Source organism: Bradyrhizobium sp. Ghvi (genome assembly GCF_900115265.1).
Taxonomy (GTDB): Bacteria; Pseudomonadota; Alphaproteobacteria; order Rhizobiales; family Xanthobacteraceae; genus Bradyrhizobium.
Window position 1 is genome coordinate 98,662 of sequence record NZ_FOVU01000001.1, and the last position, 25,427, is coordinate 124,088.

The window sequence follows — 25,427 nt, forward strand, 5'->3', positions numbered from 1 at the left end:
AGATGAGCACGATCGATACCGGCCTGACGCTGCTCAAGAGCGCCGCCGGCCGCGTCTCTGCCGCCAATGGTTGGATGGGCAATGCGTTCAAGGGCTGGATGCCGACCGGCCTCTACGCCCGCGCGCTGCTCATCATGATCGTGCCGATGGTGATCCTGCAATCGGTCGTCGCCTTCGTGTTCATGGAGCGGCATTGGAACACGGTAACGCGCCGCCTGTCGGCCGCGGTGGTGCAGGATATCGCCGCGCTGATCGATGTCTACAAGGGCTATCCGCAAGACAAGGATCGCGATCAGATCCGTCGCATCGCCCAGCAGCGTCTCGGCCTCGTCGTCGATTTCCTGCCTCCCGGCGACATGCCGCCGCCGGGACCCAAGCCGTTCTTCTCGCTGCTCGACCAGACGCTGTCGGTGCAGCTCGGCCGCCAGATCGGACGCTCATTCTGGATCGACACGGTCGGCCGCTCCAACCTGGTCGAGATCCGCATCCAGCTCGATGATGCCGTGATGCGCGTGTTCGCGCAGCGCAGCGCCGCCTATGCCTCCAACTCGGAAATCTTCCTATTCTGGATGGTCGGCACGTCCTCGATCCTCCTGATCGTCGCCGTGCTGTTCCTGCGCAATCAGATCAAGCCGATCCTCCGGCTTGCCGACGCGGCCGAAAGCTTCGGCAAGGGCCGCGAGGCACCGAACTTCAGACCCAGAGGCGCGCGCGAGGTGCGCCGCGCGGCTGTCGCCTTCCTGGAGATGAAGTCGCGCATCGAGCGCACGATGGAGCAGCGCACCGCAATGCTGGCCGGCGTCAGCCACGATCTGCGCACCATCCTCACCCGTTTCAAGCTGGAGCTGGCGCTGATCGGCGACAGCCCCGAGCTGGAGGGCATGCGCAAGGACGTCGACGAGATGTCGATGATGCTGGAGGACTACCTCGCCTTCGCGCGCGGCGATTCCGGCGAGCAATCGCAGCCGACCGACATGGCGCAGGCGCTCGAGGAATTGCGCAGCGACGCCGAGCGCCACGGCCACACCGCGACGGTGACATTCAGCGGCCTGCCGGTCGTGACGGTGAAGCCGGCCTCGTTCAAGCGCTGCCTCGCCAACCTCGTCACCAATGCCGCGCGCTACGGCAAGGCCATCGCCATCTCCGGCCAGCGCGATCACCGCTATCTGACCGTGACGGTCGACGACGATGGCCCGGGCATTCCAGCGCATCTGCGCGAGGAAGTATTCAAGCCGTTCCTCCGGCTCGACAATGCCCGCAACCAGGACGAAGGCGGCACCGGCCTTGGCCTCGCGATCGCGCGTGACATCGCCCGCTCCCATGGCGGCGACATTACGCTGAGTGACAGCCCGATGGGCGGACTGCGCGCGAGCGTCCGGATTCCGGTGTAGCTGCTCTTACCTCGCCCCGCTTGCGGGGAGAGGTCGGATCGCTCTTGCGATCCGGGTGAGGGGTACCGGTACTTCGACGAGCGCGCGTGTGGAGAGAGGCCCCTCACCGCAGCCCTCTCAGCGCGAGCGAAGCTCGTCGCGGCCCCGCAAGAGCAGGGCGAGGGAGCGCACCGTCTATTACTTCGGCAGCAGCGCCTTCAGCTTGTCGACGTCGCGCACATTCATCTTGAAGCCGCCGGGCATGACAATGTCGCCGGGCTTCTGCTCCGGCTTGCAGGCACCGAGCCATTTCGCTTCCAACGTCATGGTGGTGTCGCGCCCAGCATTGCCTGCAGCGCCGCCTTGCGCGTGCGTGGAGGTCTTCACCGTATAGGCCGAGTTGAAGTCGCCCGTGATCTCGGCATGCGAGGTGGTGTTGATGCCGGCGATGCTGCACTCGGAATCGCTGACATAGCCGGTCGCGGTCTTCTTGACCTCCTGCTTGGCGCAGACCTGCTTGGCCATCGGCGAGATGTTGTTGCTCATCTCCTTGTCGACGCTCTCGTCAGTGCAGTGCTGCATGGTCATCTCCGGCATCGCGGAGCCGGACCTGACCATCTTCATTTCCCAGAGACCAGCCTTGCGCACCGGCAGATCGTCGGCGAAGGCGCTCCCCGCCGACGACACGATGCAAACGACTGATGCGAGCAAAGCAAGCTTGCGCGTCATAGGAGAGCCTCCCGGCCGAGATGTCGTGGCTGGCGTCCCGAAATGCCTCAGTACAGCGTGCGGATCGGCCGATCGGCTGCGCCGTAGGGCACCCAACGGCAGGCGAACGAGATGTAGCCGCCCTCATAGGCCTGCACAGCGAGGAATTTCACCACCTTGCCGTAGCGTGCACAGTGATCGACCGCGACCTGCCGCGCATCAACCTGCGTCGCCATCGAATAGGCGATGATGCCGCCGGTGTCGTTGCCCTTGAAAGGTGGCACCGGAAGGAGGTCGGCGCGCGCCGGCTGGCTCGCCAGCATTCCCGAGACAACCAGGCTGGCAAGAAGGCCCGCGGCCGCAATGATTCGCATTCCCGTCACTCCGATTGATCGCCGGCACTCTACGGTGCCGGCAGGGCGGTGAAAAGAACGGAAAGCCTGCTGGCTGCGACGTTGTGATCAACTCCCGGCCAAGTGTTGCCGCGCTGCACTTGACCTCTTCCAACCTTCGCGGCACCGTCCTTCCCTCGCAAGACCAGCTGTCCGGATTGCCCATGCGCGCCCCCTTCCTGAAATCGCTCCGCTTTGCCGCCGTTCTCGGCCTCATGTTGGGAGCGTTGTCGCTCGGCGAGGCCAAGGCGGCCAATCCGCTGGAGCTGAACTTCTGGCTGAGCGGGCCGCGCTATGACGGCGCCGTTGCCGATTGCGACAAGGCGCTGCCGACGATTGCGACCCAGTTCTGGGAGAAGGAAAGCTCCTTCTGGAATTCGTCGTTGAAGATCACGGGCTTCGCCGCCGTTCACGAGGTCGCATTCCGGCCTTGGGCATCCGACAACATTCCGCGCAGATACTGCACCGCTGACGCCATGCTCACCGATGGCAAGGTGCGCAAGGTGCATTTCTCGCTCATCGAGGATGGCGGCTTTGCCGGCTACGGCAATGGCGTCGAATGGTGCGTGGTCGGACTCGACCGCGACTGGGCCTACAACCCGTCCTGCCGCGCCGCCAAGCCCTAAGCCGAAGAGTTTGATTCGAGCCGATCCAGCGGCAGATCGCCGATCCGCTCAAATTTTGTTCTTGAAATGTTCCTGTCGGCTGCTAGGCTGATTGCACAGTCTGGTTGAGAGGCGTTGCCATGTTTCATTTTAGATTGCATTCGTTCTCCCGTCTCGTGATCTCCCTGACCCTTCCCCTGGTTCTTGCCGCCGGGTCGATCGCGCTGACCGGCGGCGCGATCGCACAGGACAAGCGACAGAACGCGCCCGGCGAATTTGATTTCTACGTGCTGTCCTTGTCATGGTCGCCGTCCTTCTGCGAGGAAGCCGCCGAGCGCGGTCGTGGCGGCGGACGCTCGAACATCCAGTGCGAGGGACGGCCCTATTCCTTCGTGGTGCACGGGCTTTGGCCGCAATACGAGAACGGCTTTCCGGAATATTGCCAGCGCCCCTCGCCGCGGCTGAACCGCAGCATCGTCTCCTCGATGCTCGATTTGATGCCAGCGCCGGGCCTGATCTTCAATGAATGGGACAAGCACGGCACCTGCTCCGGGCTGACCGATCGCAATTATTTCGAGACGATCCGCAAGGCGCGCGCCGCGATCAAGATCCCAGCCGAATATCTCGATCTGTCGGAGACCAAGACCGTAGCGCCGGGTGAGGTGGAGGAAGCCTTCATCAAGGCCAATCCCGGCCTGAGCAGCGCAGCCGTCTCGGTTACCTGCAACAAGACCCGACTCTCCGAAGTCCGCATCTGCCTCAGCAAGGACCTGCAATTCCGCGCCTGCGAGGAGCTCGAACGTCGCGCCTGCCGCCGCGACCAGGTGACCATGCCGCCGATCAGGGGCGGATGAGGCCACAATCGTCATTCCGGGGCGCGCAAAGCGCGAGCCCGGAATCCATCGACCCGCATGGCCGGTGGCGGAATGGATTCGGAGCCCGGTGCTGCGCACCGCCCGGAACGACGGGAGTTACTTTCATCGCGCGATGTCGTAACTCTGCGCCATGAACTACCGCCACGCCTTTCACGCCGGCAATTTCGCCGATGTCATCAAGCACATCGTGCTGGCCCGCATTCTCACCTATTTGCAGGACAAGCCGGCCGCCTTCCGCGTCATCGACACCCATGCGGGCGCCGGCCTCTATGATCTCGACAGCGACGAGGCGCGCCGCGGCGGCGAGTGGCTGACCGGGATCGCGCGGCTGATGCAGGCGCGCCTCTCGAACGAGAGCGTCGCGCTGACCAAGCCGTACTTGGACATCGTCCGCGCCTTCAATCCGAAGGGCGAGCTCAAGGCTTACCCGGGCTCGCCGCTGATCGCGCGCGGCCTGATGCGGCCACAGGACCGGCTCGTGGCCTGCGAGCTCGAGCCGAAGGCGCGCAAGGCGCTGATCGACGTGCTGCGGCGCGACGAACAAGCCCGCGTGGTCGATCTCGACGGCTGGATGGCGCTGCCGGCTTTCGTGCCGCCGAAGGAGCGGCGCGGGCTGGTGCTGATCGATCCACCTTTCGAGGCGAAAGACGAGTTCGAAAGATTGGGCGGTGCCTTCTCCACGGCCTTCGCGAAATGGCCGACCGGTATCTACGTAATCTGGTACCCCGCCAAATCCAGGCGCGCCACCGATGCGCTGGCGCAACTTGTGGCGCGCGCCGCAGCTGCAGCAAAGCCGCAGGGCAAATGCCTGCGGCTCGAATTCAGCGTAGCACCACAAGCCGACGGCGCGACGCTCACTTCTGCCGGGCTCCTGATCGTCAATCCGCCATACACGCTGCAAAGCGAGCTCAAGACGATCCTGCCGGAACTGGAAGTGCCGCTCGGCCAAGGGGGTGCCGCCAGATTCCGATTGGAGGTGCCCAAGCCTTAACTCGAAGCCGTAACACTCCGGCATTCTTGGGAAAAATATGCAGGAGCGGTAGTCAATTCGCAGAGAACCGTATTATGCTGTTTCCGTGACTGGCTTTACGTTCCGCTTCCGCGAATGGTTGCGGCGGAGTGAAGGCCTAAGAAAGATCCGGTCGGATCGATAAGGTCCGCCCAAGGATGGCCAGCTCCCGGGCTCCGTGATGCCCGGTCATGTTGCGACGCGCGTCTGCGTTGCGACGGAGGAGCAATGAGGGGGAGTTTCCCGATGGCCATGACGGGAACGGTCAAGTTCTTCAACGGCGAGCGCGGCTACGGTTTTATCAAGCCGGATGACGGCGGTCGCGACGTCTTCGTTCACATCACCGCTGTAGAGCGGGCGGGACTGAAGGACCTTGCCGAAGGACAGCGGATCACATTCGAAGTCGAACCGGACAAGAAGGGGAAAGGCCCGAAGGCGGTCAATCTCGTGATCCTTTCCTAGCGGACCTTGCTCCAAACGATCGGCGCAAAAAAGTCCCGGCCGCGAGCGGCCGGGAGGTTGTAGTCCGGTACTTTCTTATTTGGCTATCAGAAGTGATAGTTCACGCCTGCACGCACAATGCTGGCGCTATAGCCGTTTGACACGCCTGTAATCGCGAACTGGCTCGTCGACAGATCGACGTAGAGATATTCGAGTTTCGCGCTCCAGTTCGGCGCGAGGCCGACTTCCGCACCGACGCCGGCGGTCCATCCCGCCGAGGTGTGGGTCTCCGTCCCGTTGAAGGTCTGCGCGCGCAGCTCGCCGAAGGCGAGGCCCGCGGTGCCGTAGAACAGCACGTTGCTGAACGCATAGCCGGCGCGGCCGCGCAGGGTGCCGAACCACGGATTGGAGAACTTCCAGGACGCGAAGGTATCGTCGGCACCGGCGGCCTGGATGTCGCCTTCGACGCCGAAGACCCACGGGCCGTTCTGGAAGTTGTAGCCGGCCTGCACGCCACCGATGAAGCCGGAGGGCTTCACGGACGTGTTGCTCACCGAGCCCCACTCGTAGCCGACGTTGCCGCCCAGATAGGGACCAGCCCAGCTATAGGCGTTGAGCGGCTGGTTGACGGTATAGGGTGCACGCTGCCCGTAATTGAGATCGGCGGCCTCCGCCGAAGCTGTCCAGCCGGCAGCAACCAACGCGGCCGCGCCCACAACGAGCCTCTTCATCACTTAACTCCAACGCAACTGCCGCAACGCCCTGCGATGCCCGCGCCGCCGCGCCAGGCCAGACCGCATGGTTACGGAACCACCACTTTTTCGCGTAGGATTTATCGAGAGTTTTAAGTTAAAGGCCTGTTAAGACCCGTTACCGCGCTGTTAACAGACTTAAGGAAGCGTTAACGGGAACTGCGCGCGCGAGCCTGTGCGCGCCGCATGGCCGGAACTTCAAATCGATCCCCCCAGCGCCTAAATTCGCTCCATGGTTCACGATTCCTCCGACAACCCGGACGACGCGCACGCGCGCAAATCGCCGCAGGCCGCGAAGGCCGACGCCCCGCCCGAGGGGCTGACACCGCCCGACCTCGATCCCGCTGTTGCCGGCGGCGACGACGAGGACGATGCGCGGCTGCCGGACATTCTGGAAGAGAGCGGCGCGATCGGCGAAGAGCCGCTGGCGAGCGGTCACGAGGCGATCGAGCGTGCGGTCCGGCTCGCGCCGACCTCGCCCGGCGTCTATCGCATGCTCAGTGCGAACGCCGACGTGCTCTATGTCGGCAAGGCCAAGAACGTCAAAAAGCGCCTGTCCAGCTATGCTCGCCAGAGTGCACCGCTGCCGGCGCGCATCCTGCGCATGATCGCGGCGACGGTGACCGTGGAGATCGTCTCGACCACGACCGAGACCGAGGCCCTGCTGCTGGAAGCCAACCTGATCAAGCAGCTGCGGCCGCGCTTCAATGTGCAGCTGCGCGACGACAAGTCGTTTCCCTACATCCTGATCACCGGTGACCATTGGGCGCCGCAGATCCTCAAACATCGCGGCGCGCAGACTCGCCCCGGCCGCTATTTCGGCCCGTTCGCCTCCGCCGGCGCGGTCAATCGCACCATCACCGCACTTCAGCGGGCATTCCTGATCCGCTCCTGCACGGACTCCTTCTTCGAGAGCCGCACCCGGCCCTGCCTGCTCTATCAGATCCGCCGCTGCGCCGGCCCCTGCACCCGCGAGATCGACTTCGGCGGTTATACGACGCTGGTGCGTGAAGCCACCGATTTCCTGTCCGGCAAGAGCCATGCGGTGAAGCAGGAGCTTGCCGGCGAAATGGAGAAAGCTTCCGGCGAGCTCGAATTCGAGCGGGCCGCGCTCTACCGCGACCGCCTCGCAGCGCTGTCGGCGATCCAGTCGCAGCAGGGCATCAATCCGCGTACGGTCGAGGAAGCCGACGTGTTCGCCATCCACCAGGAGGGCGGCTTCTCCTGCGTCGAAGTGTTCTTCTTCCGCACCGGCCAGAACTGGGGCAACCGAGCCTATTTCCCGCGCGCGGAGAAGAGCTTTACGCCGGAGGAAGTGCTGGGGGCCTTCCTCGCCCAGTTCTACGATGACAAGCCGCCGCCGAAGTCGATCCTGCTCTCGCACGAGATCGAGGAGATGGAGCTGCTCGCCAACGCGCTCTCGATCAAGGCCGGCCACAAGGTCGAGGTCACCGCGCCCAAGCGCGGCGAGAAGAAGGAGCTCGTCACCCACGCGCTGACCAACGCGCGGGAAGCGCTCGGCCGCAAGCTCGCCGATACCGCAACCCAGAGCCGCCTGCTCGACGCCATGGCCACGACGCTGAACCTGCCGCATGCGCCCAAGCGCATCGAGGTCTATGACAACAGCCATATCCAGGGCACCAACGCGGTCGGCGCCATGATCGTCGCCGGCCCGGACGGCTTTGTGAAGAACCAGTACCGCAAGTTCAACATCAAGTCGGAAGGGATCACGCCGGGCGACGACTTCGCCATGATGCGCGAGGTGCTTGAACGCCGCTTCAAGCGCCTGATCAACCCGCCCGAGGAGAGCGCAGCCAAAGCCAAGGACGACGATTTCCCGCAATGGCCCGACCTCGTCATCATCGACGGCGGCCGCGGCCAGCTCAACGCGGTCCGCGAGATCTTCGCCAATCTCGGATTGACCCAGGTGTCGCTGATGTCGGTTGCCAAGGGCCCGGATCGGGATGCCGGCCGCGAGACCCTGTTCATGCCGGAGCGCGAGGCAATCAAGCTGGAGCCACGCGACCCCGTGCTCTATTTTATCCAGCGCCTGCGAGACGAGGCCCATCGCTTCGTCATCGGCTCGCACCGCAAGCTCCGCAAGAAGGACATCCGCGAGGCCGGTTTGCAGGAGATTCCGGGTATCGGCCCGTCACGCAAACGTGCCTTGCTGCATCATTTCGGAACCCTGAAGGAGATCGAACGCGCCTCGATCGCCGACCTCGGCAAGGTTCCTGGGGTGAGCGCGGAGAGCGCCCGCAGGATTTTCGACTATTTCCATCCCCAGCCGGGATGAACTAAAGGGGCTGTAGTCATATGGTCGTCGCAGGCCGCACCTCAATTGGGGACGGACGGTTGACCTTCTGGCTTGAGCGGTATTGGTAGGACGGATGAACATCGCCACGACACGAGGGACGACCAGCCGCGCGATGTCCCTCCCGAACATCCTGACCTATGGCCGGATCGCCGCGATCCCCGTCGTAGTCGGATGCATCTATGCGCAGTCGATCCTGGATTACCCGTTGTGGCTGCGCTGGGTCGCGGTCGCGATCTTCATCGGCGCCGCGGTGACGGACTATCTCGACGGCTATTACGCCCGGATCTGGAATCAGCAATCGGCGTTCGGCCGGATGCTCGACCCGATCGCCGACAAGCTGCTGGTCGCCTCGTGCCTGCTTATGCTGGCCGCCGACGGGATCATCCATGGCTGGTCGCTGTGGGCCGCCATCGTGATCCTGTGCCGCGAGATCCTGGTCTCGGGCCTGCGCGAATATCTCGCCGCGCTGCGCGTCAGCGTGCCTGTGACCAAGCTCGCCAAGTGGAAGACCACGGTTCAGCTCGTCGCCATCGGCTTCCTGCTCGCAGGTCCAGCCGGCGACGAGGTAGTTCCCGTGGTTTCGCTGATCGGCCTCATCCTGCTGTGGGCCTCGGCGATCCTGACCATGTACACGGGCTACGACTATTTCCGCGCCGGCATCCATCACCTCATCAAGGAGGACGAGGGATGAAGGTGAAGTATTTCGCCTGGGTGCGCGAGCGCGTCGGGAAGGCCGAGGAGACCATCGAGCCGCCCCCAAGCGTGCGCACAGTCGAGGAGCTGATCGCCTGGCTGTCAGGCCAGAGCGAGGCCTATGCCTATGCCTTCGAGAAGCCGAAGGTGATCCGCACCGCGATCGACCATGCCCACGTCAAGGCCGACGCCGCCATCGCAGGCGCCCGTGAGATCGCGTTCTTCCCGCCAATGACCGGCGGCTAGACAATGGCTTCCTCCCCTGTGACCACCTGCCCCGTCGCCATCCGCATCCAGGAAGACGATTTCGACATCGCGCGCGAGATCGAAGTCCTGACCGGGAGCCGCACTGATATCGGTGCTGTCGTCAGCTTCTCCGGCATCTGCCGCGCCGATGACGACAGTTCGAAGATCGCAGCGCTCACGCTCGAGCATTATCCCGGGATGGCCGAGGAAGAGATCAAGCGCCATGTCGACGAAGCCGTGTCGCGCTGGCCGCTCAACGGCGTCACGGTCATCCACCGCGTCGGACGGTTCATGCCCGGCCAGAACATCGTACTGGTGCTCACCGCCTCGCAGCACCGCCGCGCGGCATTCGAGGCGGCCGAATTCCTGATGGATTATCTCAAGACCAGCGCGCCGTTCTGGAAGAAGGAAGAGAGCGCCACCGGCACCGGCTGGGTCGAGGCCCAGGCCCGCGACGACGAGGCCGCCGCACGCTGGACCAAATCCTGATGGCAAAAGTTTCGAAAAAGACCACGCGCGGCCGCGCCGCGCCCAAGCTCGCCAAAGTCGGACCCTCCGAGCTGCTCACGCTGATTGATTACGTCCGCTATGCGGTGAGCCGTTTCGTCGAGGCCAAGCTTGCCTTCGCCCACGGCACCACCGATCCGGTCGCCGAAGCCGCCTTCCTGATCTGCGAGGCCCTGCATCTGCATCCCGACCAGTTCGAGCGCTTTGCTCACGCCCGCGTCACCGCGGCGGAAGGCAAGACCCTGCTCGATCTCATCCATCAGCGCGTGACGACGCGTAAACCGGCCGCCTATCTCGTCAACAAGATCTACATGCGCGGCCTGCCGTTCTACGTCGACGAGCGCGTCATCGTGCCGCGCTCGTTCATCGGCGAGCTCCTGGATTCGCATTTCGGCGGCGACGGAGAGCCGGGCTCGCTGATCGACGATCCCACCTCCGTCGAGCGCGTGCTCGATCTCTGTACGGGATCTGGATGCCTTGCGATCCTCGCCGCGTATCACTTCCCGAACGCGACGGTCGATGCCGTCGACGTCTCCAAGGGCGCGCTCGAGGTCGCGGCGCGCAATGTCCGGGAACATGGGCTGGATGAGCGGATCACGCTCTATCGCGGCGATCTGTTCGCCCCGCTCGGCGACAGCAAATACGATCTGATCATGACCAACCCGCCTTACGTCGACGCGAAAGGCATGGCGGCATTGCCGCCGGAATGCCGGGCCGAGCCCAAACTCGCCTTCGACGGCGGCGCCGACGGCCTCGACCTCGTCCGCCGCATCCTGCGCGATGCACCCGATCACCTGACGCCGGATGGAGGGTTGATCTGCGAGATCGGCCGCGGCCGCGAGCTGGTCGACGAGGCCTTTCCGGAACTGCCCCTGCTCTGGCTCGACACCGAGGAGTCGGAGGGCGAGGTGTTCTGGATCGCGGCCGCCGATCTCGGCTGATCGCGCGCGCCCGGCGGAACAAGTCAAATTCCGCCACGTTCACCCTCCGACGAATGTCTCGCTCTCGGAGGATGTCCGCATGCTTGCGCCATCGGGCGAATTGCTGCGCGCCGGCATGGCGCTCAAACTCAATCATCTCAAGCGTGCCGCGCAATCTTACCTGCGTGACCGCACCGGCCAGGCCACCGGACGGGTGACGTCCTATGCGGTCGCGGCGGGACTGTTCGCTGTAGCCGGACTTTTCCTGATCGCGGCCTTCTTTGTCGGCCTGATCGCGCTGTATCGCTGGGTTGCCATCACTTACGGGCAATTCTGGGGTTTTGGCGCCGTCGCAGTCGTGCTGCTGGTGCTCGCCGCGATCTGCGCGGGTGTGGCGATGGCCCAAATGAACCGCCGGCCCAAGCCGATCGTGCCGCTCGCCAGCCGCATGCGGGTGGCGATCGCCACGCCGCGGATCCCGCGCGGAACTGTCAAGGAGGCCGTGAAAGAGGTCGCGACGACAATTCCGCTGGTGCCGACGGCACCGGGCGAACGCGGTCATCACGGCCATACTTTCTCAGGCCGAACCAACCGCCCCGTGCAACTTGGCCTGATGCTTGCCGCACTCGGATTGCTGGGCTTCACGGCAGCGCGTCGGCGGCGCCACAATCACGGACTGGACGCCTGACATGCGTGCGCGGCACTCCGAGCAGCTCGACTCTTGGCTGCTGGTCGCCGCCACGGCTGTCTTCGTCCTCTCGGCGGAACGCTACTTTCAGGAATCGGAGTTGCTCCGGCTTGGACCGCCGCAAGATCACCGCAACGACGAAGCGAACTCTCCGGAAACGAACCCGGCGCGCGCGGCGACCCAGCCCGGCCATGGCCGCCGCGCGAAAAGCCCCTTCACGATTCCCTGGGCCGGCTGGAAGGATATTTTCTGGCGCACCTATCAACGCATCGGCGACGATCGCCTGCTCGCGACCGCCGGCGGCGTCGTGTTCTTCGGGCTGCTCGCGATCTTCCCCGCCGTGACGGCGCTCGTCTCGTCCTACGGCCTGTTCGCCAATCCCGCGACCATCAGCGACAATCTCCAGAAGTTGGCGATGATGCTTCCCGAAGGTACCTTCCAGGTCGTCCAGGAGCAGGTCGGACGCGTGGTGTCGAAGGGCAGCACGGCGCTCGGCGCCACCTTCCTGTTCGGCCTCGTGCTCGCAATCTGGAGCGCCAATGCGGGCGTCAAAGCAATCTTCGACGCGCTCAACGTTGCCTATGAGGAGCGCGAGAAGCGCAGCTTCATCAAGCTGAATCTCGTGTCATTGGCCTTCACGGTCGGCGGCATCGTGGCGCTCCTGCTGATGGTGGGGGCCGTCGTCGCCTTCCCGCTCGCACTCGATCATCTCGGCATGGCCCCCGAAAGCAAGCTGATCGTCGCGCTGGCACGATGGCCGCTGCTGTTCCTCATCCTGCTGGTGGCGCTCGCCATCCTCTACCGCTTCGCCCCGAGCCGCGATGCCCCGCGCTGGCAGTGGCTGAGCCTCGGCGCGGTGACGGCCTCCATCCTCTGGATTGCAGGCTCGGCGCTGCTCTCCTGGTATCTCTCGTCCTTTGCCAACTACAACGCGACCTACGGCTCGCTCGGCGCGGCCATCGGATTGATGATGTGGATGTGGATGTCGGCGATCGTCATCATGTTCGGCGCCGAGCTGAATTCGGAGATCGAACGGCAGACCCTGCGCGACACGACCACCGGCCGGCCCAAGCCGATCGGCAGCCGCGAGGCGGTCTCGGCCGATACGGTCGGCGCCGCTGCGCCGTCCTGATCTCGCGGCTATCCCCTCGAATCAACAATGATGTTAAGCTCACTTGGCCTAGGGGGAGCATGAGGCATGACGGGTGCGAATTGCGGCCCGTGTTTTCCCGGATGAGGCAGTCAGCTCTTGAGGCGTAACGCGCGGCATGATTCGCATTTCGACGATCTTCATCGCCATCTGCATGGTTCTGGTCGCGGCCTCGCTCGGGCTCGTGCTCTATGCGGTCGCCGGCATCAGCGGAACCGAATCCGCGATCGTGGCGCTGACCGCGCTGACCTTCTTGATCCTCTATAACGCCGTGTCGATGCGGCTGCGCGATCGCAGCGATGTTGGCGGCCAAATCGCCGATCTCTCGCGCGGCACCGCCGACCTCGCCCGCCAGGTGGCCGAGTTCGGGCGCCGATTAGCTGCGATCGAGGGCCGCATCGCCTCGTCCAATTCGGCCAATTCCGACCGTGTCCAGTCGGTGGTCGGTGAGATCAACGAGCTCGGCGGATTGGTCAGGCAACTCGCCGCCACGGTGTCCACGCATGAGGACCTGCTGGCTGGCCATGCGCCGGCGCCGGCCCCCACTCCGACCGGAAAGCTGGAGCCGGAAGTGCCTGCTGACCCGATCGCCCCCTTCGAGGAGCGGCCTGCCGCTCCTCCTCCGCTTCCTGCGCCGCCGCGGCCCCCAGCGCCGGCGGCCAAAACCGCGAGCGCCGCTCAGACCGTCAACGGCCGTAACCAGACCCAGATGCTGGCGACGCTGCGCAACGCCGTCGACGACAACCGCATCGACATCTTTCTCCAGCCCATGGTCACACTGCCGCAGCGCAAGGTGCGGTTCTACGAGGCTGTGACGCGGGTGCGCGACGAACGCGACCAATTGATTGCCGCCGAGGAATTCATCAGCATCGCCGAGGCGTCCGGACTGATCGGGCGCATCGACAACATGGTGCTGCTGCGCTGTGTCCAGGTGCTGCGCCGGCTGATGGTGCGCAATAAGGATGTCGGCGTCTTCTGTAACATCGCGGCGTCAACGCTCGGCAATTCCACCACATTCGCGCAATGCCTCGATTTCCTCGAAGCGAACCGGGCGCTGGCGCCGTCGCTGGTGCTCGAGTTCAAGCAATCGACCTTCCGCGGCCTCGGCCCCGCCGAGACCGAGAATCTCGCGGCGCTGGCGCAGCGCGGCTTCCGCTTCTCGATCGACCATGTCACCGACTTGCGGATCGAGCCGCGCGAGCTCGCCGACCGTGGCGTTCGTTTCATCAAGGTTCCAGCCTCTCTCCTGCTCGACCCGAAGCAGGCATCGAGCTCGGACATTCATCCCTCCGACCTGTCCGATCTGCTTGGCCGCTTCGGCATCGACCTGATCGCCGAGCGGATCGAGGGCGAACGCGCGGTGGTCGACCTGCTCGACTATGACGTGCGGTTCGGCCAGGGCTTTCTGTTCGCGCCGCCCCGGCCATTGCGGCCCGAAGGGGCATCTGCTACCGGCGGGGCCTCGCCGCAACAGGCGCAGGACATTCAGGGATCCAATGGCCCCGGTATACCCAGCGCAGGCACGACGCCTGCCCCTCCGTCATCGCGCCTCACCGGCAACGCAGCGCTCGCGCGCCGCATCTGATCGGCCGTGCGCGTCATGACCACGCTGCATTTCGCACAAAGCCTGCGCGAACTCGTCGCCGGGGTCGATGTCGTGCTCAGCGACATCTGGGGCGTGGTCCATAACGGTTTGGAATCGTTCCCCGAGGCCTGCGAGGCGCTGCACACCTATCGTAGCCACGGCGGTACGGTGATCCTGATTACCAACGCGCCACGCCCGGCCGACTCCGTGCAGCGGCAATTGCGCAAGCTCGGCGTCGCCGACGAAACCTATGACGCGATCGTCTCCTCGGGCGATTTGACGCGGCTCTATGTCGCTGAGCATCCCGGCCGCAAGATGTTCTGGCTCGGTCCCGAGCGTGACAACTCCATCTATCGCGGCCTCGATGCGACGACCGCTCCGCTGGAGGAGGCCGACTACATCGTTTGTACCGGCCTCTACGACGACGAGACCGAAACCGCGGAAGACTACCGCGGCATGATGCTGAAGGCGCGCGAGCGCAAGCTGACCCTGATCTGCGCCAACCCCGACATCGTGGTCGAGCGCGGCGACCGGCTGATCTATTGCGCCGGCGCGATCGCGGAGCTCTATCGCGAGCTCGGCGGCGAGGTGATCTTCTACGGCAAGCCGCACCGGCCGATCTACGAGCGCGCGATGGCGCTGGCCGGCGAGCGTCAGGGCCACCCGATCGACAGGAAAAAGGTGCTGGCGATCGGCGACTCCGTTCGTACCGACCTGACCGGCGCGCGCGAATTCGGCATCGACTGCCTGTTCGTCACCCGCGGCATCCATGCCGAGGAGTTCGAGGGCCTCGACCAGCTCGATCCCAAGTCGGTGCTGGAATTGTTCGGCCACCCGCCGAAAGCGCTGGTGCGCGAATTGAAGTGGTGACGACAGCGGTCGAAAGCAGACGCCGCCATGGCCGGGCTTGACCCGGCCATCCACGCCTTCCTTCATCTCCAAAAACGTGGATGCCCGGGACAAGCCCGGGCATGACGAAACCAGAGAGAGAGCTGGAGACCGACGAAGCGCGGCTTACGCGCTCGCCATATCAGGGAAGACCGCCTCGATCTTGGTCTTCAGCGTCGCCGCGTTGAACGGCTTGACGATGTAGTTGTTTACGCCGGCCTTCTTGGCCGCGATCACGTTCTCGGTTTTGGATTCCGCCGTGATCATGATGAAGGGCGTGGTGGCGAGGTTGGGATCGGCCCGCACTTCGCGTAGCAGGTCGTAACCCGTCATCGGCTCCATGTTCCAGTCGGAAATCACCAGGCCGTACTTCTTGCCACGCATCTTGTTCAGCGCCGCCGAACCGTCGCTGGCATCATCGATATTATCGAAGCCAAGCTGCTTCAGCAGATTCCTGATGATACGGATCATGGTGCTGTAGTCGTCCACCACTAGAACCGGCATCGACAAATCAACCGCCATCTCGACTCCCCCAACGCATACTCAGGAATATTCAAAAACGGACCTGACGGGCCGGGGCCCTCAGTTCCACCTTCCAAGCACTTAGCATCAAGGCGTTAAACAGCGCGTTAACTGGGGTAACCCGGGGCGGATCGAAATCATGTCCGCCGCGGCCATATCGGCCCGCTTGACTTCAATGGGCGGCTCAAGCCACGGTCCCGGCCGACCCCGCCGGCTCGAGAATTCCCCTGATGGCCCCGCAATTTACCGTTATCCGCGACACTACGCCGGATTCTGTGATCCCCAGGGGCGCCGTGGTCGCCATGGGCAATTTCGACGGGGTCCATCTCGGGCACCGGGCCGTCATTGCCGCCGCCTTGGAGATGGGCCGGGCGCATGGCCGGCCTGCGCTGGCGCTGACCTTCGAACCTCATCCGCGGCGGTTTTTCAGCCCCAACACGCCGCAATTTCGCCTGACGGACGAACGGGCAAAACTGCGGCTTCTGGCCGGGACCGGGCTTGCCGGTGCCGTGGTCATGACCTTCGACAAGGCCAGGGCCGGCACCAGCGCGCAAGATTTCATTCACCATGAGCTGATCGAGCGCCTCGGCGTCAGCGGGATTGCGGTTGGCTACGACTTCCATTTCGGCAAGGGCCGGGTCGGCTCGCCGAGCCTCCTGGTCAACGAGGCGCCCCGGCTGGGCATCGAGGTCGACGTGCAGCCGCATGTCGATATCGACGAGCGGCCGGTATCCTCCAGCGCGATCCGGATCGCGCTCGCCGAGGGGCTCGTCGACGAGGCCACCGCCATGCTGAGCGCACCCTGGTTCATCACCGGCGAGGTGATCCATGGCGAGAAGCGCGGCCGCGACCTCGGCTATCCCACCGCCAACATCCGGCTCGATGCCAATTGCGGGCTCAAGCACGGCATCTACGCCGTGCGGATCGGCCGCGGGTCAGAGCGTCTGAACGGGGTGGCGAGCTTCGGCCGCCGCCCGACCTTTGATAATGGCGCCCCGCTCCTCGAAATCTTCCTGTTCGACTTCAAGGGCGACCTTTACGGCCAGGTGCTGGACTGCGCCTTTGTCGGCTTCATCCGCGAGGAGCTGAAATTCAATGACATCGAAGCCCTGATCCGCCAGATGGACGACGATTCCGCCCGCGCCCGCGCCATGCTGGCCGCCGCCCCGGATGCGTTTCCGCGGCTTGGGACGGTCGATTGAGGACCCAGACCGGCCTGCCGGACCTTTGCGCTTCCCCCCTCTGGCTGCTATGGAGAGCCCATGTTTGCGCGGCGCATCATAGGGATTAGCGGCCCGGCTTCCGCCTGAGCCTGAAGGCTCGGCGCAAGACCGGGATTTTGTCGTTTCACCCCCGCGATTCCGCATCGCCATCCGTTCCCGCGCCATTCCGAGCCAGTCAATCTCATGTCCGAAAAGCCGCAGAAGTCCCAAAAGTCTGAAGCCAAAGACTATTCGAAAACCCTGTTCCTGCCGCAGACCGAATTCCCGATGCGCGCCGGCCTGCCCCAGCGCGAGCCGGAGATCTTGAAATACTGGAACGACATCGGCCTCTACGACAAGCTGCGCAAGGAAGCGGAGGGCCGCGCCAAATTCGTGCTGCATGACGGCCCGCCCTACGCCAACGGCAACATCCATATCGGGCACGCGCTGAACAAGATCCTCAAGGATGTCGTGACCAAGAGCCAGCAGATGCTCGGCTTCGACTCCAACTATGTGCCCGGCTGGGACTGCCACGGCCTGCCGATCGAATGGAAGATCGAGGAGGAGAACTACCGCAAGAAAGGCAAGCAGAAGCCTGATTTCCGTGACTCCGCCGCGATGGTGGCGTTCCGGAAAGAATGCCGCGCCTATGCGACCCACTGGATCAACATCCAGCGCGAGGAGTTCAAGCGGCTCGGCATCATCGGCGACTGGGATCACCCCTATCAGACGATGAGCTATCCCGCCGAAGCGCAGATCGCCCGCGAGCTGATGAAATTCGCGGCGAACGGCACGCTCTATCGCGGCTCCAAGCCGGTGATGTGGAGCGTGGTCGAAAAGACCGCGCTGGCCGAGGCCGAGGTCGAATACGAAGACCATACTTCCGATACGGTCTGGGTGAAATTCCCGGTCACCTCGCCCGCGCATGGCGCGCTCGCTTCCGCCAGCGTCGTGATCTGGACCACCACGCCCTGGACGCTGCCTGGCAACCGGGCGATTTCATTCTCGCCCAAGATCGCCTACGGCCTCTACAAGGTGACGGATGCCCCCGCGGACAATTGGGCGAAGACCGGCGATCTCCTGATCCTGGCCGATGCGCTGGCCGCGGACGTGTTCAAGCAGGCGCGCGTCACGGCCTATGAGAAAGTACGCGAAATCCCCGGCGACACGCTGGATGCCGTGGAATGCGCCCATCCGCTGCGGGGCCTCGATGGCGGTTACGAATTCATCGTGCCGTTGCTATCAGGCGATCACGTCACCGACGACACCGGCACCGGCTTCGTCCACACCGCACCCGGCCACGGCCGCGAGGACTTCGATGTCTGGATGGTCAATGCGCGCGAGCTCGATGCGCGCGGCATTTCGACTGCGATCCCCTACACCGTCGATGAGAACAGCGCCTACACCGCACAGGCCCCCGGCTTCGTCGGCAAGCGCGTGCTCACGGACAAGGGCGAGAAGGGCGACGCCAACGAGGCCGTGATCAAGGCGCTGGTCGAGGGCGGCAAGCTGCTCGCGCGCGGCCGCCTCAAGCACCAATATCCGCATTCCTGGCGCTCGAAGAAGCCGGTGATCTTCCGCAACACGCCGCAATGGTTCATCGCGATGGACAAGGACATCAGCGAGGACGGCCATGCGAGGAGGGGCGACACGCTGCGCGCCCGCGCGCTGCATGCGATCTCGGTCACCCAATGGGTGCCGCCGTCGGGCGAAAACCGTATCAACGGCATGATCGCCAATCGTCCGGACTGGGTCATCTCGCGCCAGCGCGCCTGGGGCGTGCCGATCGCCGTATTCGTGCGCGAGAAGGCAGACGGCTCGGCCGAGATCCTGCAGGACGAGATCGTCAACCAGCGCATCACCGAAGCCTTCATGGAAGAAGGCGCCGACGCCTGGTACATGGACGGCGCGCGCGAGCGCTTCCTCGGATCGCGTGCCGCCGAGGACTGGAAGAAGGTCGACGACATCTGCGACGTCTGGTTCGATTCCGGCTCCACGCACGCCTTCGTGCTCGAGGATCGCCAAAATTTCCCGCAACTGGGCAACATCGTCCGCAAGGTCGACGGCGGCAACGACACCGTGATGTATCTGGAAGGCAGCGACCAACATCGCGGCTGGTTCCACTCCTCGCTGCTCGAGAGTGCCGGCACGCGCGGCCGCGCGCCCTACGACATCGTGCTCACACACGGCTTCACGCTCGACGAGAACGGCCGCAAGATGTCGAAATCGCTGGGTAACACCGTCGAGCCGCAGAAGGTGATCAAGGATTCAGGCGCTGACATCCTGCGTCTGTGGGTCTGCGCCACCGATTATGCCGACGACCAGCGCATCGGCCCGGAGATCCTGAAGAACACCATCGAGACCTACCGCAAGCTGCGCAACTCGATCCGCTGGATGCTGGGCACGCTGCATCACTTCAAGGCGAGCGAGAGGGTGGCCCACGCCGACATGCCCGAGCTCGAGCGGCTGATGCTGCACGAGCTGGCCGGCCATGCCGAAACGGTTCGCAAAGCCTATGCCACGTTCGATTACAAGACCGTGGTTGCGAGCCTTTCGGCCTTCATGAACTCGGAGCTGTCGGCATTCTACTTCGACATCCGCAAGGACACGCTGTACTGCGATCCGCCATCCTCGCTGGCGCGCAAGGCAGCGCTCACCACGATCGACATCCTGTGCGACGCCATCCTGAAGTGGCTCGCCCCGATCCTCAGCTTCACGACCGACGAAGCCTGGCGGATGTTCCGTCCCGATGCGGCGCCTTCGATCCATTTGACTCTTTTTCCCGAGGACCTCGAACAATTCCGAGACGACCAGCTCGCCTCGAAATGGGAGACCATCCGCAACGTTCGACGCGTCGTCACCGGCGCGCTCGAGCTCGAACGTGCCGCCAAGAACATCGGCTCCTCGCTGGAGGCATCGCCCGTGATCTATGTCGCCGATCGCGACATGCTAGCGACGCTGTTCGACGTCGATCTCGCCGAGATCTGCATCACCTCGAATTACGAGGTGCGCGAAGGCGAGGCGCCGGCCAATGCATTCCGTCTCGATGCGGTGCCCGGTGTCGCGGTCGTGGTCGAGAAAGCGGTCGGCACCAAATGCGCCCGCTCCTGGAAGATCCTGCCGACGGTGGGCGCAGACCCTGAATATCCCGACGTCACCCCGCGCGATGCTAAGGCGCTGCGCGAATGGAAGGCGTTGGGCGTGAGCGTCTGATCGGCAAGCCATGACCCCGCTCCGCGCCGGCCTTCTCGCGGCAATGGTCACGCTCGTGGCGGACCAGGCCTCGAAGCTATGGCTCCTGAACGTGTTCGACCTCGCCCGTCGCGGCGCGGTGCGGGTAGCGCCGTTCTTCGACCTGGTGCTGGCCAAGAACGTCGGGATCAGCTTCGGTTGGCTCCAGAACGATGGTCACGCCGCACAGCTGGCGCTGATGGCCGTGAAAGTCGTCGCGGTGGTCGCGCTTGCAATCTGGATGGCGCGGTCACAGACCCGGCTCGCCACCGTGGCGCTGGGGCTGATCATTGGCGGCGCCATCGGCAACGGCATCGACCGCCTGGCCTATGGCGCGGTGATCGATTTCGCCCTGTTCCACGTCGAAATCGCCGGAAATACCTACAATTGGTACGTTTTCAACTTGGCGGACGTGGCCATCGTTGCTGGGGTAGCGGCCCTATTGTATGATTCCTTTCTGGGGATACCCGCCGCAAAAGCGCCCTGATCCCGGCTGATACGGGCCGGAGGCGGAACCTTGCTTTGGCGAGGGGTCGTCGCGCGAGACGCGACACGACTGCCACAATATGGAACAGGTAAAAGTATGTGCAGCTCCGAGACCAGCGGTTCGATGGGTCGAGACCCCCGACGGAGACTTTGGCTGGCGCTGAAATTGTCAGCCGTCGCACTCGGCATTGGTCTCGTCATGTCGGCAGGCCCGGTCCGCGCCGGTGATGACGACGATGACGACGACATGACCTTCGAAGAGAAGCTCATTGACAACCTGATGTCCGGCCTGGGTGCGAAGAGCATGGAGAAAAAGGGCATCGAGTACCGCGAGCGGTCACCGCTGGTGGTGCCGCCCAAACTCGACCTGCCGCCGCCCAGCTCTGAAGCCCAGAACGCACCCAATTGGCCGAAGGATCCGGACGAGAAGCGCCGCAAGGAGGCTATCGCCGCGCGGAAGAAGGCGGGCAACAAGCCGTCGGAGTTCTGGAAAAATGGCCTGCCGCTGTCGCCGGCCGAGTTGAACGCCCACAAGACGGCGGCCGCCGAAAGGACCAGCAATGATCCGGTCCAGCCGGGTACCAACACCAACAATCCGACACTCAGCCCGGCCCAGCTCGGTTATACCGGCGGCCTGTGGAACATGATTACGGGGAACAAAGGCGAGGCCAAGCAGTTCACGAGCGAGCCGCCGCGCCAGTCGTTGGTCGAGCCGCCGCCGGGCTATCAGACGCCGTCACCGAACTACGCCTACGGCGCCGGAGAAGACAATACGAAGCGGACCTATTTCGACGTCAGGTCCGGCAAGGAGAAGGAGCAATAAGCTCCTTGTCCGTTGCAGGCGCGCACGGACCCGCCGCAATCATCCGGTGTAGGCCGGATGCGGCAGATGACCTATTTTTAAGTACAAGTCGACGGCGTTCTCTGCTTCGTGACCCGAAGCTCCAAGCCGCGCGGTGTAGCATGCCGTGCTTTCACGCCCGGGCGTCGGGGTCCGGGCTTTCACAAGGATCGTGATGTCCTCACACCGATCGATTGCCTTTCTCTTCGCCGCGCTGCTCTCGACATCCGCCCTCAACGTCGGCAGCGCACTCGCCCAGACGACGGTCACATCGGCGCCGCCCGCCAGCTTCACGCTTCCCAACGGCCTTCAGGTCGTGGTGATCCCGGACCACCGCACGCCCGTGGTCACGGAGATGATCTGGTACAAGGTTGGCTCGGCCGATGAGACGCCAGGCAAGTCGGGTCTCGCCCATTTCCTCGAGCATCTGATGTTCAAGGGCACCGAGAAGCATCCGGTCGGGGAATTCTCCCAGACCGTGCTCCGCGTCGGCGGCAACGAAAACGCCTCGACCTCCGTCGATTACACCAACTACTACCAGCGCGTGCCGAAAGAGCAGCTCCCGACTATGATGGAGTTCGAGGCCGATCGCATGACCGGCCTGATCCTCAAGGACGAGAACGTGCTGCCCGAGCGCGACGTCGTGCTCGAAGAGTACAACATGCGCGTCGCCAACAATCCGGATGCGCGGCTCAACGAGCAGATCATGGCCGCGCTCTATCTCAACCATCCCTACGGCCGGCCGGTGATCGGCTGGCACCAGGAGATCGAGAAGCTCGATCGCGAGGATGCGTTGGCCTTCTACCGCCGCTTCTACGCGCCCAACAATGCGATCCTGGTGATCGCCGGCGACGTCGAGGCCGCCGACGTGCGCCCGCTGGTCGAACGCAATTTCGCACCCATCCCGGCCCAGCCCGCGATCCCCGCGCGTCGCATCCGCCCGCAAGAGCCGGAGCCGGCGGCGCCGCGCACCGTCACGCTGTCCGATCCGCGCGTCGAGCAGCCGGGTCTACGCCGCTATTATTTGGTCCCGTCGGCAACGACGGCCGCGGCCGGCGAGAGCGCCGCGCTCGACGTGCTGGCGCAGTTGATGGGCAGCGGCAGCAACTCCTATCTCTACCGCGCACTCGTGGTCGACAAGCCGCTCGCGGTCTCGGCCAGCGCCAGCTACTCCAGCATCTCGCTCGACCCGACCCAGTTCGCAATCTCGGCTTCGCCGAAATCAGGTGTCAGCTTCGCCGACATCGAACAGGTCATCGACGGCGTCATAGCCGATATCGCGCAGAACCCGATCCGCGCCGAGGATCTCGAACGGGTCAAGACCCAGCTCATCGCCGAGGCGATCTACGCCCAGGACAATCAGGCGGTGCTGGCGCGCTGGTACGGCGGCGCACTGACCACGGGCCTGTCGATCGAGGACATCAGGAGCTGGCCCGACCGCATCCGCGCGGTGACCGCCGAGCAGGTTCGCGCTGCCGCGCAGAAATGGCTCGAGAAGAAGCGCTCGGTGACGGGCTATCTGATCAAGGACACCAGTGCCGCCAAGCGCGAGGAGAAGCGTTCGTGACTCATTCCTTCGTTCGCGCTCGCCATTTCGCATTGTCGTTCGTCATCGGCGCGACACTCGCGCTCGCTTCGATCTCACCGTCACAAGCCGCGGCGAAGATCCAGCACCTGGTTTCGCCCGGTGGCATCGAGGCCTGGTTCGTTCAGGACGCGACCGTACCGCTGATCGCCATGGAATATTCCTTCGCCGGCGGCTCGGCGCAGGATCCCAAGGACAAGTCCGGCGTCGCCAATCTCGTCGGCGACCTTCTCGATGAGGGCTCTGGCGATCTCGATTCCAAGACGTTCCACGAACGGCTCGACCGCCGCGCCATCGAACTGTCCTTCAGCGCCACTCGCGACACCTTCCGCGGCAGCCTGCGCATGCTGCGCGACAACAAGGACGAGGCCTTCGACCTGTTGCGCTCGGCACTGACATCGCCGCATTTCGACACTGATGATGTCGAGCGCATCCGCTCGCAGGTCATCTCGGGCCTGCGCCGCGACACCACCAACCCGACCTCGCTCGCGAGCAAAAAATTCCTGGAGATGGCGTTCGGCGATCATCCCTATGGGCGGCAGACCAACGGCACGCTGGAGAGCGTGCCGACCATCACGGTCGCCGACATGAAGGATTATGTCAGCCGTGTGCTCGCCAAGGACACGCTGAAGATCGCGGTCGTCGGCGACGTGGATCCGGCCACGCTCGGCAAGCTGCTCGATCACACCTTTGGCAGCCTGCCCGCCAAGGCCAATCTCGTGCCGGTCCCCGATGTCGAGGCCGCAAAGCCGCCGCAACGCGCCTTTGTGCCGCTCGACGTGCCGCAGACCGTGATCACTTTCGGCGGCCCCGGCGTGATGCGCAGCGACCCCAACTTCATGGCCTATTACGTGGTCAATCACATCCTCGGCGGCGGCGGCCTGTCCTCGCGGCTCTATCGCGAGGTTCGCGAGAAGCGCGGCCTGGCCTATTCGGTATTCGAATCACTGCTTTGGATGGAGCATTCGGCAATCTTCATCGGCAACACCGGCACGCGTGCCGACCGCGCCGGCGACACCATGGATGCGATCGAGAAGGAAGTGCGCCGGATCGCCGACGAGGGCCCGACCCAGAAGGAACTCGACGAGGCCAAGTCCTATCTCAAGGGTTCGCAGATGCTGGCGCTCGACACCTCCTCCAAGCTCGCGCAGGCGCTGCTGCAATATCAGCAGGACAAGCTGCCGATCGACTATATCGAGAAGCGCAACGCCATCGTCGACGCGGTGACGCTGGACGACGCCAAGGCCGCCGCCAAGCGGCTGTGGGGCCAGGGGCTCCTGACGGTCGTCGTCGGTCGTGCGCCACAGGCTGCCGCACAACCGGCCGCAGCACCGGCTACGAAGTCAAACTGAGATCTCCCGATCCTTCCTGAAATGGCCGGGCTCGCCCGGCCATTTGCGTTTCCAGATGTACCATTGCCGAACACAGACGATCCGCGATATGTCGTGACATCGCAATTGGTGCCATCATGCTGCGGATATCCCGCGATCTCGTCATCGACGAGGACGACATCGAGATTGGCTTTGTCCGTGCCTCCGGCCCGGGCGGCCAGAACGTCAATAAGGTCTCGACCTCGGCCCAATTGCGCTTCGACACACGCAAGCTGACCATCCCGGAGGATGCGGTGATTCGGCTCGCCCGCATTGCCGGCCAGCGCATGACCAAGGATGGCGTCATCGTGATCCACGCCCAGCGCTTCCGCACCCAGGAGCGCAACCGGCAGGACGCCATCGACCGTCTCGTCGACATCCTGCGTGAGGCAATGATCCGGCCGACGCCGCGCCGTGCGACGCGGCCAACGTTCTCCTCCAAGCAGCGCCGGCTCGAGGGCAAGAAACGCCGCAGCGACATCAAGGCCGGCCGCGGCGGCCGCTTCGACGATTGATCAAGCAAGAAGCTCCGGTCGCAAAGCGACCGGAGGATTGCGTTCGCAAGCTCGCGTCAGTAGCGCTTGCCGGTCGCAGCACCACCCGCAGCCGCATCATCGGCCGGCCCCTTGTGTGTCGCGCTACCAGTTGTCCCGGCGGTGCCCTTCGTACCCTTGGTCGTTTTCATGCCGACCTTTTCGCCGGCAGCCCCCTGCTTTGCGCCGAGGTCCTCATCCTCGCTGCCCAAGCCAGCACCGCCTTGCATGGGCTTGCTTTGCACGGTGCCGCCGGGCCTGGTGCCAGATGACGTCCCTTGCGCGAGAACGGGCGTTGCAACGAGGGCTGCGAGGGCGCATGCGATTGCAGAGGTCTTCACCAACTTCATCCATTTCTCCTGGATTTTTGCGATGAACGGTTCGGCGATTCCCCACGCCGTTCGTCTGGACCGGACCATTTCATCGCCTCGAGAGTGCGAACGGCGCACCCACGATGCAAACTGTCCGGTGTGGTGATCGTTTAGGGATTCCGCGGCGCTTTCACGGAATT

26 protein-coding genes are annotated in these 25,427 nt (G+C 64.3%); 21 read left to right on the top strand and 5 right to left on the bottom strand.

Translation table 11 applies throughout. From position 1 onward, the window contains the following. Window positions 1-2: 2 nt before the first annotated feature. Complete coding sequence (locus tag BM374_RS00470) at window positions 3-1,391, top strand: ATP-binding protein (RefSeq protein WP_092288647.1); 1,389 nt, start codon at window positions 3-5, stop codon at window positions 1,389-1,391. 177 nt (window positions 1,392-1,568) lie between these two features. Here BM374_RS00470 and BM374_RS00475 read toward each other — a convergent pair whose 3' ends face one another. Together BM374_RS00475 and BM374_RS00480 are read right to left on the bottom strand one after the other, a co-directional pair. Further along, window positions 1,569-2,099 carry a DUF3617 domain-containing protein gene (locus BM374_RS00475; protein WP_092288648.1) on the bottom strand — a complete coding sequence of 177 codons (531 nt, stop codon included), beginning with the start codon at window positions 2,097-2,099 and terminating at the stop codon, window positions 1,569-1,571. Window positions 2,100-2,146: 47 nt separating this feature from the next. Then, window positions 2,147-2,452 carry a hypothetical protein gene (locus tag BM374_RS00480; protein WP_092288649.1) on the bottom strand — a complete coding sequence of 102 codons (306 nt, stop codon included), beginning with the start codon at window positions 2,450-2,452 and terminating at the stop codon, window positions 2,147-2,149. A gap of 182 nt (window positions 2,453-2,634) precedes the next feature. Here BM374_RS00480 and BM374_RS00485 point away from each other — a divergent pair, with 182 nt between their 5' ends. From BM374_RS00485 to BM374_RS00500, 4 genes are all read left to right on the top strand, one after another. After that, window positions 2,635-3,096 (top strand): hypothetical protein, encoded by a 462-nt coding sequence (locus BM374_RS00485; RefSeq protein WP_092288650.1) that lies wholly within the window; start codon window positions 2,635-2,637, stop codon window positions 3,094-3,096. A 119-nt stretch (window positions 3,097-3,215) separates the two neighbouring features. Beyond that, window positions 3,216-3,929 carry a ribonuclease T2 family protein gene (locus tag BM374_RS00490; protein ID WP_092288651.1) on the top strand — a complete coding sequence of 238 codons (714 nt, stop codon included), beginning with the start codon at window positions 3,216-3,218 and terminating at the stop codon, window positions 3,927-3,929. Between the two features lie 151 nt (window positions 3,930-4,080). Further along, a complete protein-coding gene (locus BM374_RS00495) occupies window positions 4,081-4,941 on the top strand; it encodes a 23S rRNA (adenine(2030)-N(6))-methyltransferase RlmJ (protein ID WP_092288652.1) in 861 nt (286 codons plus the stop codon). A 264-nt stretch (window positions 4,942-5,205) separates the two neighbouring features. Next, window positions 5,206-5,421: a cold-shock protein gene (locus BM374_RS00500; RefSeq protein WP_008544396.1), complete on the top strand. Its 216-nt coding sequence runs from the start codon at window positions 5,206-5,208 to the stop codon at window positions 5,419-5,421. Between the two features lie 86 nt (window positions 5,422-5,507). Here the strand turns inward: BM374_RS00500 and BM374_RS00505 are convergent, their stop codons facing one another. Continuing rightward, the gene (locus BM374_RS00505; RefSeq protein ID WP_177248020.1) at window positions 5,508-6,131 is read right to left on the bottom strand and encodes an outer membrane protein; all 624 of its coding nucleotides are present in this window, start codon (window positions 6,129-6,131) and stop codon (window positions 5,508-5,510) included. Window positions 6,132-6,384: 253 nt separating this feature from the next. Between BM374_RS00505 and uvrC the strand changes: the two genes are divergently transcribed. From uvrC to BM374_RS00550, 9 genes are all read left to right on the top strand, one after another. Further along, window positions 6,385-8,448: an excinuclease ABC subunit UvrC gene (gene uvrC / locus BM374_RS00510; RefSeq protein ID WP_092288654.1), complete on the top strand. Its 2,064-nt coding sequence runs from the start codon at window positions 6,385-6,387 to the stop codon at window positions 8,446-8,448. 94 nt (window positions 8,449-8,542) lie between these two features. Continuing rightward, window positions 8,543-9,160, top strand: a complete 618-nt coding sequence (pgsA, locus tag BM374_RS00515; RefSeq protein ID WP_092288655.1) for a CDP-diacylglycerol--glycerol-3-phosphate 3-phosphatidyltransferase — start codon at window positions 8,543-8,545, stop codon at window positions 9,158-9,160. After that, window positions 9,157-9,408, top strand: a complete 252-nt coding sequence (gene moaD, locus BM374_RS00520; protein ID WP_092288656.1) for a molybdopterin converting factor subunit 1 — start codon at window positions 9,157-9,159, stop codon at window positions 9,406-9,408. The genes pgsA and moaD overlap by 4 nt, the downstream gene beginning before the upstream one ends. A gap of 3 nt (window positions 9,409-9,411) precedes the next feature. After that, the gene (locus BM374_RS00525; RefSeq protein WP_092288657.1) at window positions 9,412-9,897 is read left to right on the top strand and encodes a molybdenum cofactor biosynthesis protein MoaE; all 486 of its coding nucleotides are present in this window, start codon (window positions 9,412-9,414) and stop codon (window positions 9,895-9,897) included. Continuing rightward, a complete protein-coding gene (prmB, locus tag BM374_RS00530; RefSeq protein ID WP_092288658.1) occupies window positions 9,897-10,856 on the top strand; it encodes a 50S ribosomal protein L3 N(5)-glutamine methyltransferase in 960 nt (319 codons plus the stop codon). Before BM374_RS00525 ends, prmB begins: the two co-directional genes overlap by 1 nt. Window positions 10,857-10,935: 79 nt before the next feature. After that, complete coding sequence (locus BM374_RS00535; RefSeq protein WP_092288659.1) at window positions 10,936-11,523, top strand: phage holin family protein; 588 nt, start codon at window positions 10,936-10,938, stop codon at window positions 11,521-11,523. 1 nt (window position 11,524) lies between these two features. Continuing rightward, complete coding sequence (locus BM374_RS00540; RefSeq protein ID WP_092288660.1) at window positions 11,525-12,655, top strand: YihY/virulence factor BrkB family protein; 1,131 nt, start codon at window positions 11,525-11,527, stop codon at window positions 12,653-12,655. A 136-nt stretch (window positions 12,656-12,791) separates the two neighbouring features. Beyond that, window positions 12,792-14,258 carry an EAL domain-containing protein gene (locus BM374_RS00545; RefSeq protein WP_092288661.1) on the top strand — a complete coding sequence of 489 codons (1,467 nt, stop codon included), beginning with the start codon at window positions 12,792-12,794 and terminating at the stop codon, window positions 14,256-14,258. A gap of 15 nt (window positions 14,259-14,273) precedes the next feature. After that, window positions 14,274-15,128 (top strand): TIGR01459 family HAD-type hydrolase, encoded by an 855-nt coding sequence (locus BM374_RS00550; RefSeq protein ID WP_092288662.1) that lies wholly within the window; start codon window positions 14,274-14,276, stop codon window positions 15,126-15,128. A 144-nt stretch (window positions 15,129-15,272) separates the two neighbouring features. Here the strand turns inward: BM374_RS00550 and BM374_RS00555 are convergent, their stop codons facing one another. Further along, window positions 15,273-15,668 (bottom strand): response regulator, encoded by a 396-nt coding sequence (locus tag BM374_RS00555; protein WP_027551917.1) that lies wholly within the window; start codon window positions 15,666-15,668, stop codon window positions 15,273-15,275. A 230-nt stretch (window positions 15,669-15,898) separates the two neighbouring features. On the opposite strand from BM374_RS00555, the gene BM374_RS00560 reads away from it, so the two are divergent. From BM374_RS00560 to arfB, 7 genes are all read left to right on the top strand, one after another. Continuing rightward, a complete protein-coding gene (locus BM374_RS00560; protein WP_092288663.1) occupies window positions 15,899-16,870 on the top strand; it encodes a bifunctional riboflavin kinase/FAD synthetase in 972 nt (323 codons plus the stop codon). A gap of 204 nt (window positions 16,871-17,074) precedes the next feature. Continuing rightward, window positions 17,075-20,083 (top strand): isoleucine--tRNA ligase, encoded by a 3,009-nt coding sequence (ileS, locus tag BM374_RS00565; RefSeq protein ID WP_092288664.1) that lies wholly within the window; start codon window positions 17,075-17,077, stop codon window positions 20,081-20,083. A gap of 10 nt (window positions 20,084-20,093) precedes the next feature. Next, on the top strand, window positions 20,094-20,588 hold the full coding sequence (gene lspA / locus BM374_RS00570) for a signal peptidase II (RefSeq protein WP_092288665.1): 495 nt from the start codon (window positions 20,094-20,096) through the stop codon (window positions 20,586-20,588). Between the two features lie 96 nt (window positions 20,589-20,684). Beyond that, entirely contained in the window at window positions 20,685-21,410 is a 726-nt protein-coding gene (locus tag BM374_RS00575; protein WP_092288666.1) for a hypothetical protein, read from the top strand. A gap of 193 nt (window positions 21,411-21,603) precedes the next feature. Then, complete coding sequence (locus BM374_RS00580) at window positions 21,604-22,995, top strand: M16 family metallopeptidase (RefSeq protein ID WP_092288667.1); 1,392 nt, start codon at window positions 21,604-21,606, stop codon at window positions 22,993-22,995. After that, window positions 22,992-24,365 carry a M16 family metallopeptidase gene (locus BM374_RS00585; RefSeq protein WP_244552502.1) on the top strand — a complete coding sequence of 458 codons (1,374 nt, stop codon included), beginning with the start codon at window positions 22,992-22,994 and terminating at the stop codon, window positions 24,363-24,365. Before BM374_RS00580 ends, BM374_RS00585 begins: the two co-directional genes overlap by 4 nt. Window positions 24,366-24,481: 116 nt before the next feature. Continuing rightward, window positions 24,482-24,898: an alternative ribosome rescue aminoacyl-tRNA hydrolase ArfB gene (gene arfB / locus BM374_RS00590; protein ID WP_092288669.1), complete on the top strand. Its 417-nt coding sequence runs from the start codon at window positions 24,482-24,484 to the stop codon at window positions 24,896-24,898. Window positions 24,899-24,954: 56 nt separating this feature from the next. On the opposite strand, the gene BM374_RS00595 is transcribed toward arfB, so the two are convergent. Continuing rightward, window positions 24,955-25,266, bottom strand: coding sequence for a hypothetical protein (locus BM374_RS00595; RefSeq protein WP_092290074.1), 312 nt, complete (start codon window positions 25,264-25,266; stop codon window positions 24,955-24,957). Between the last annotated feature and the right edge of the window lie 161 nt (window positions 25,267-25,427).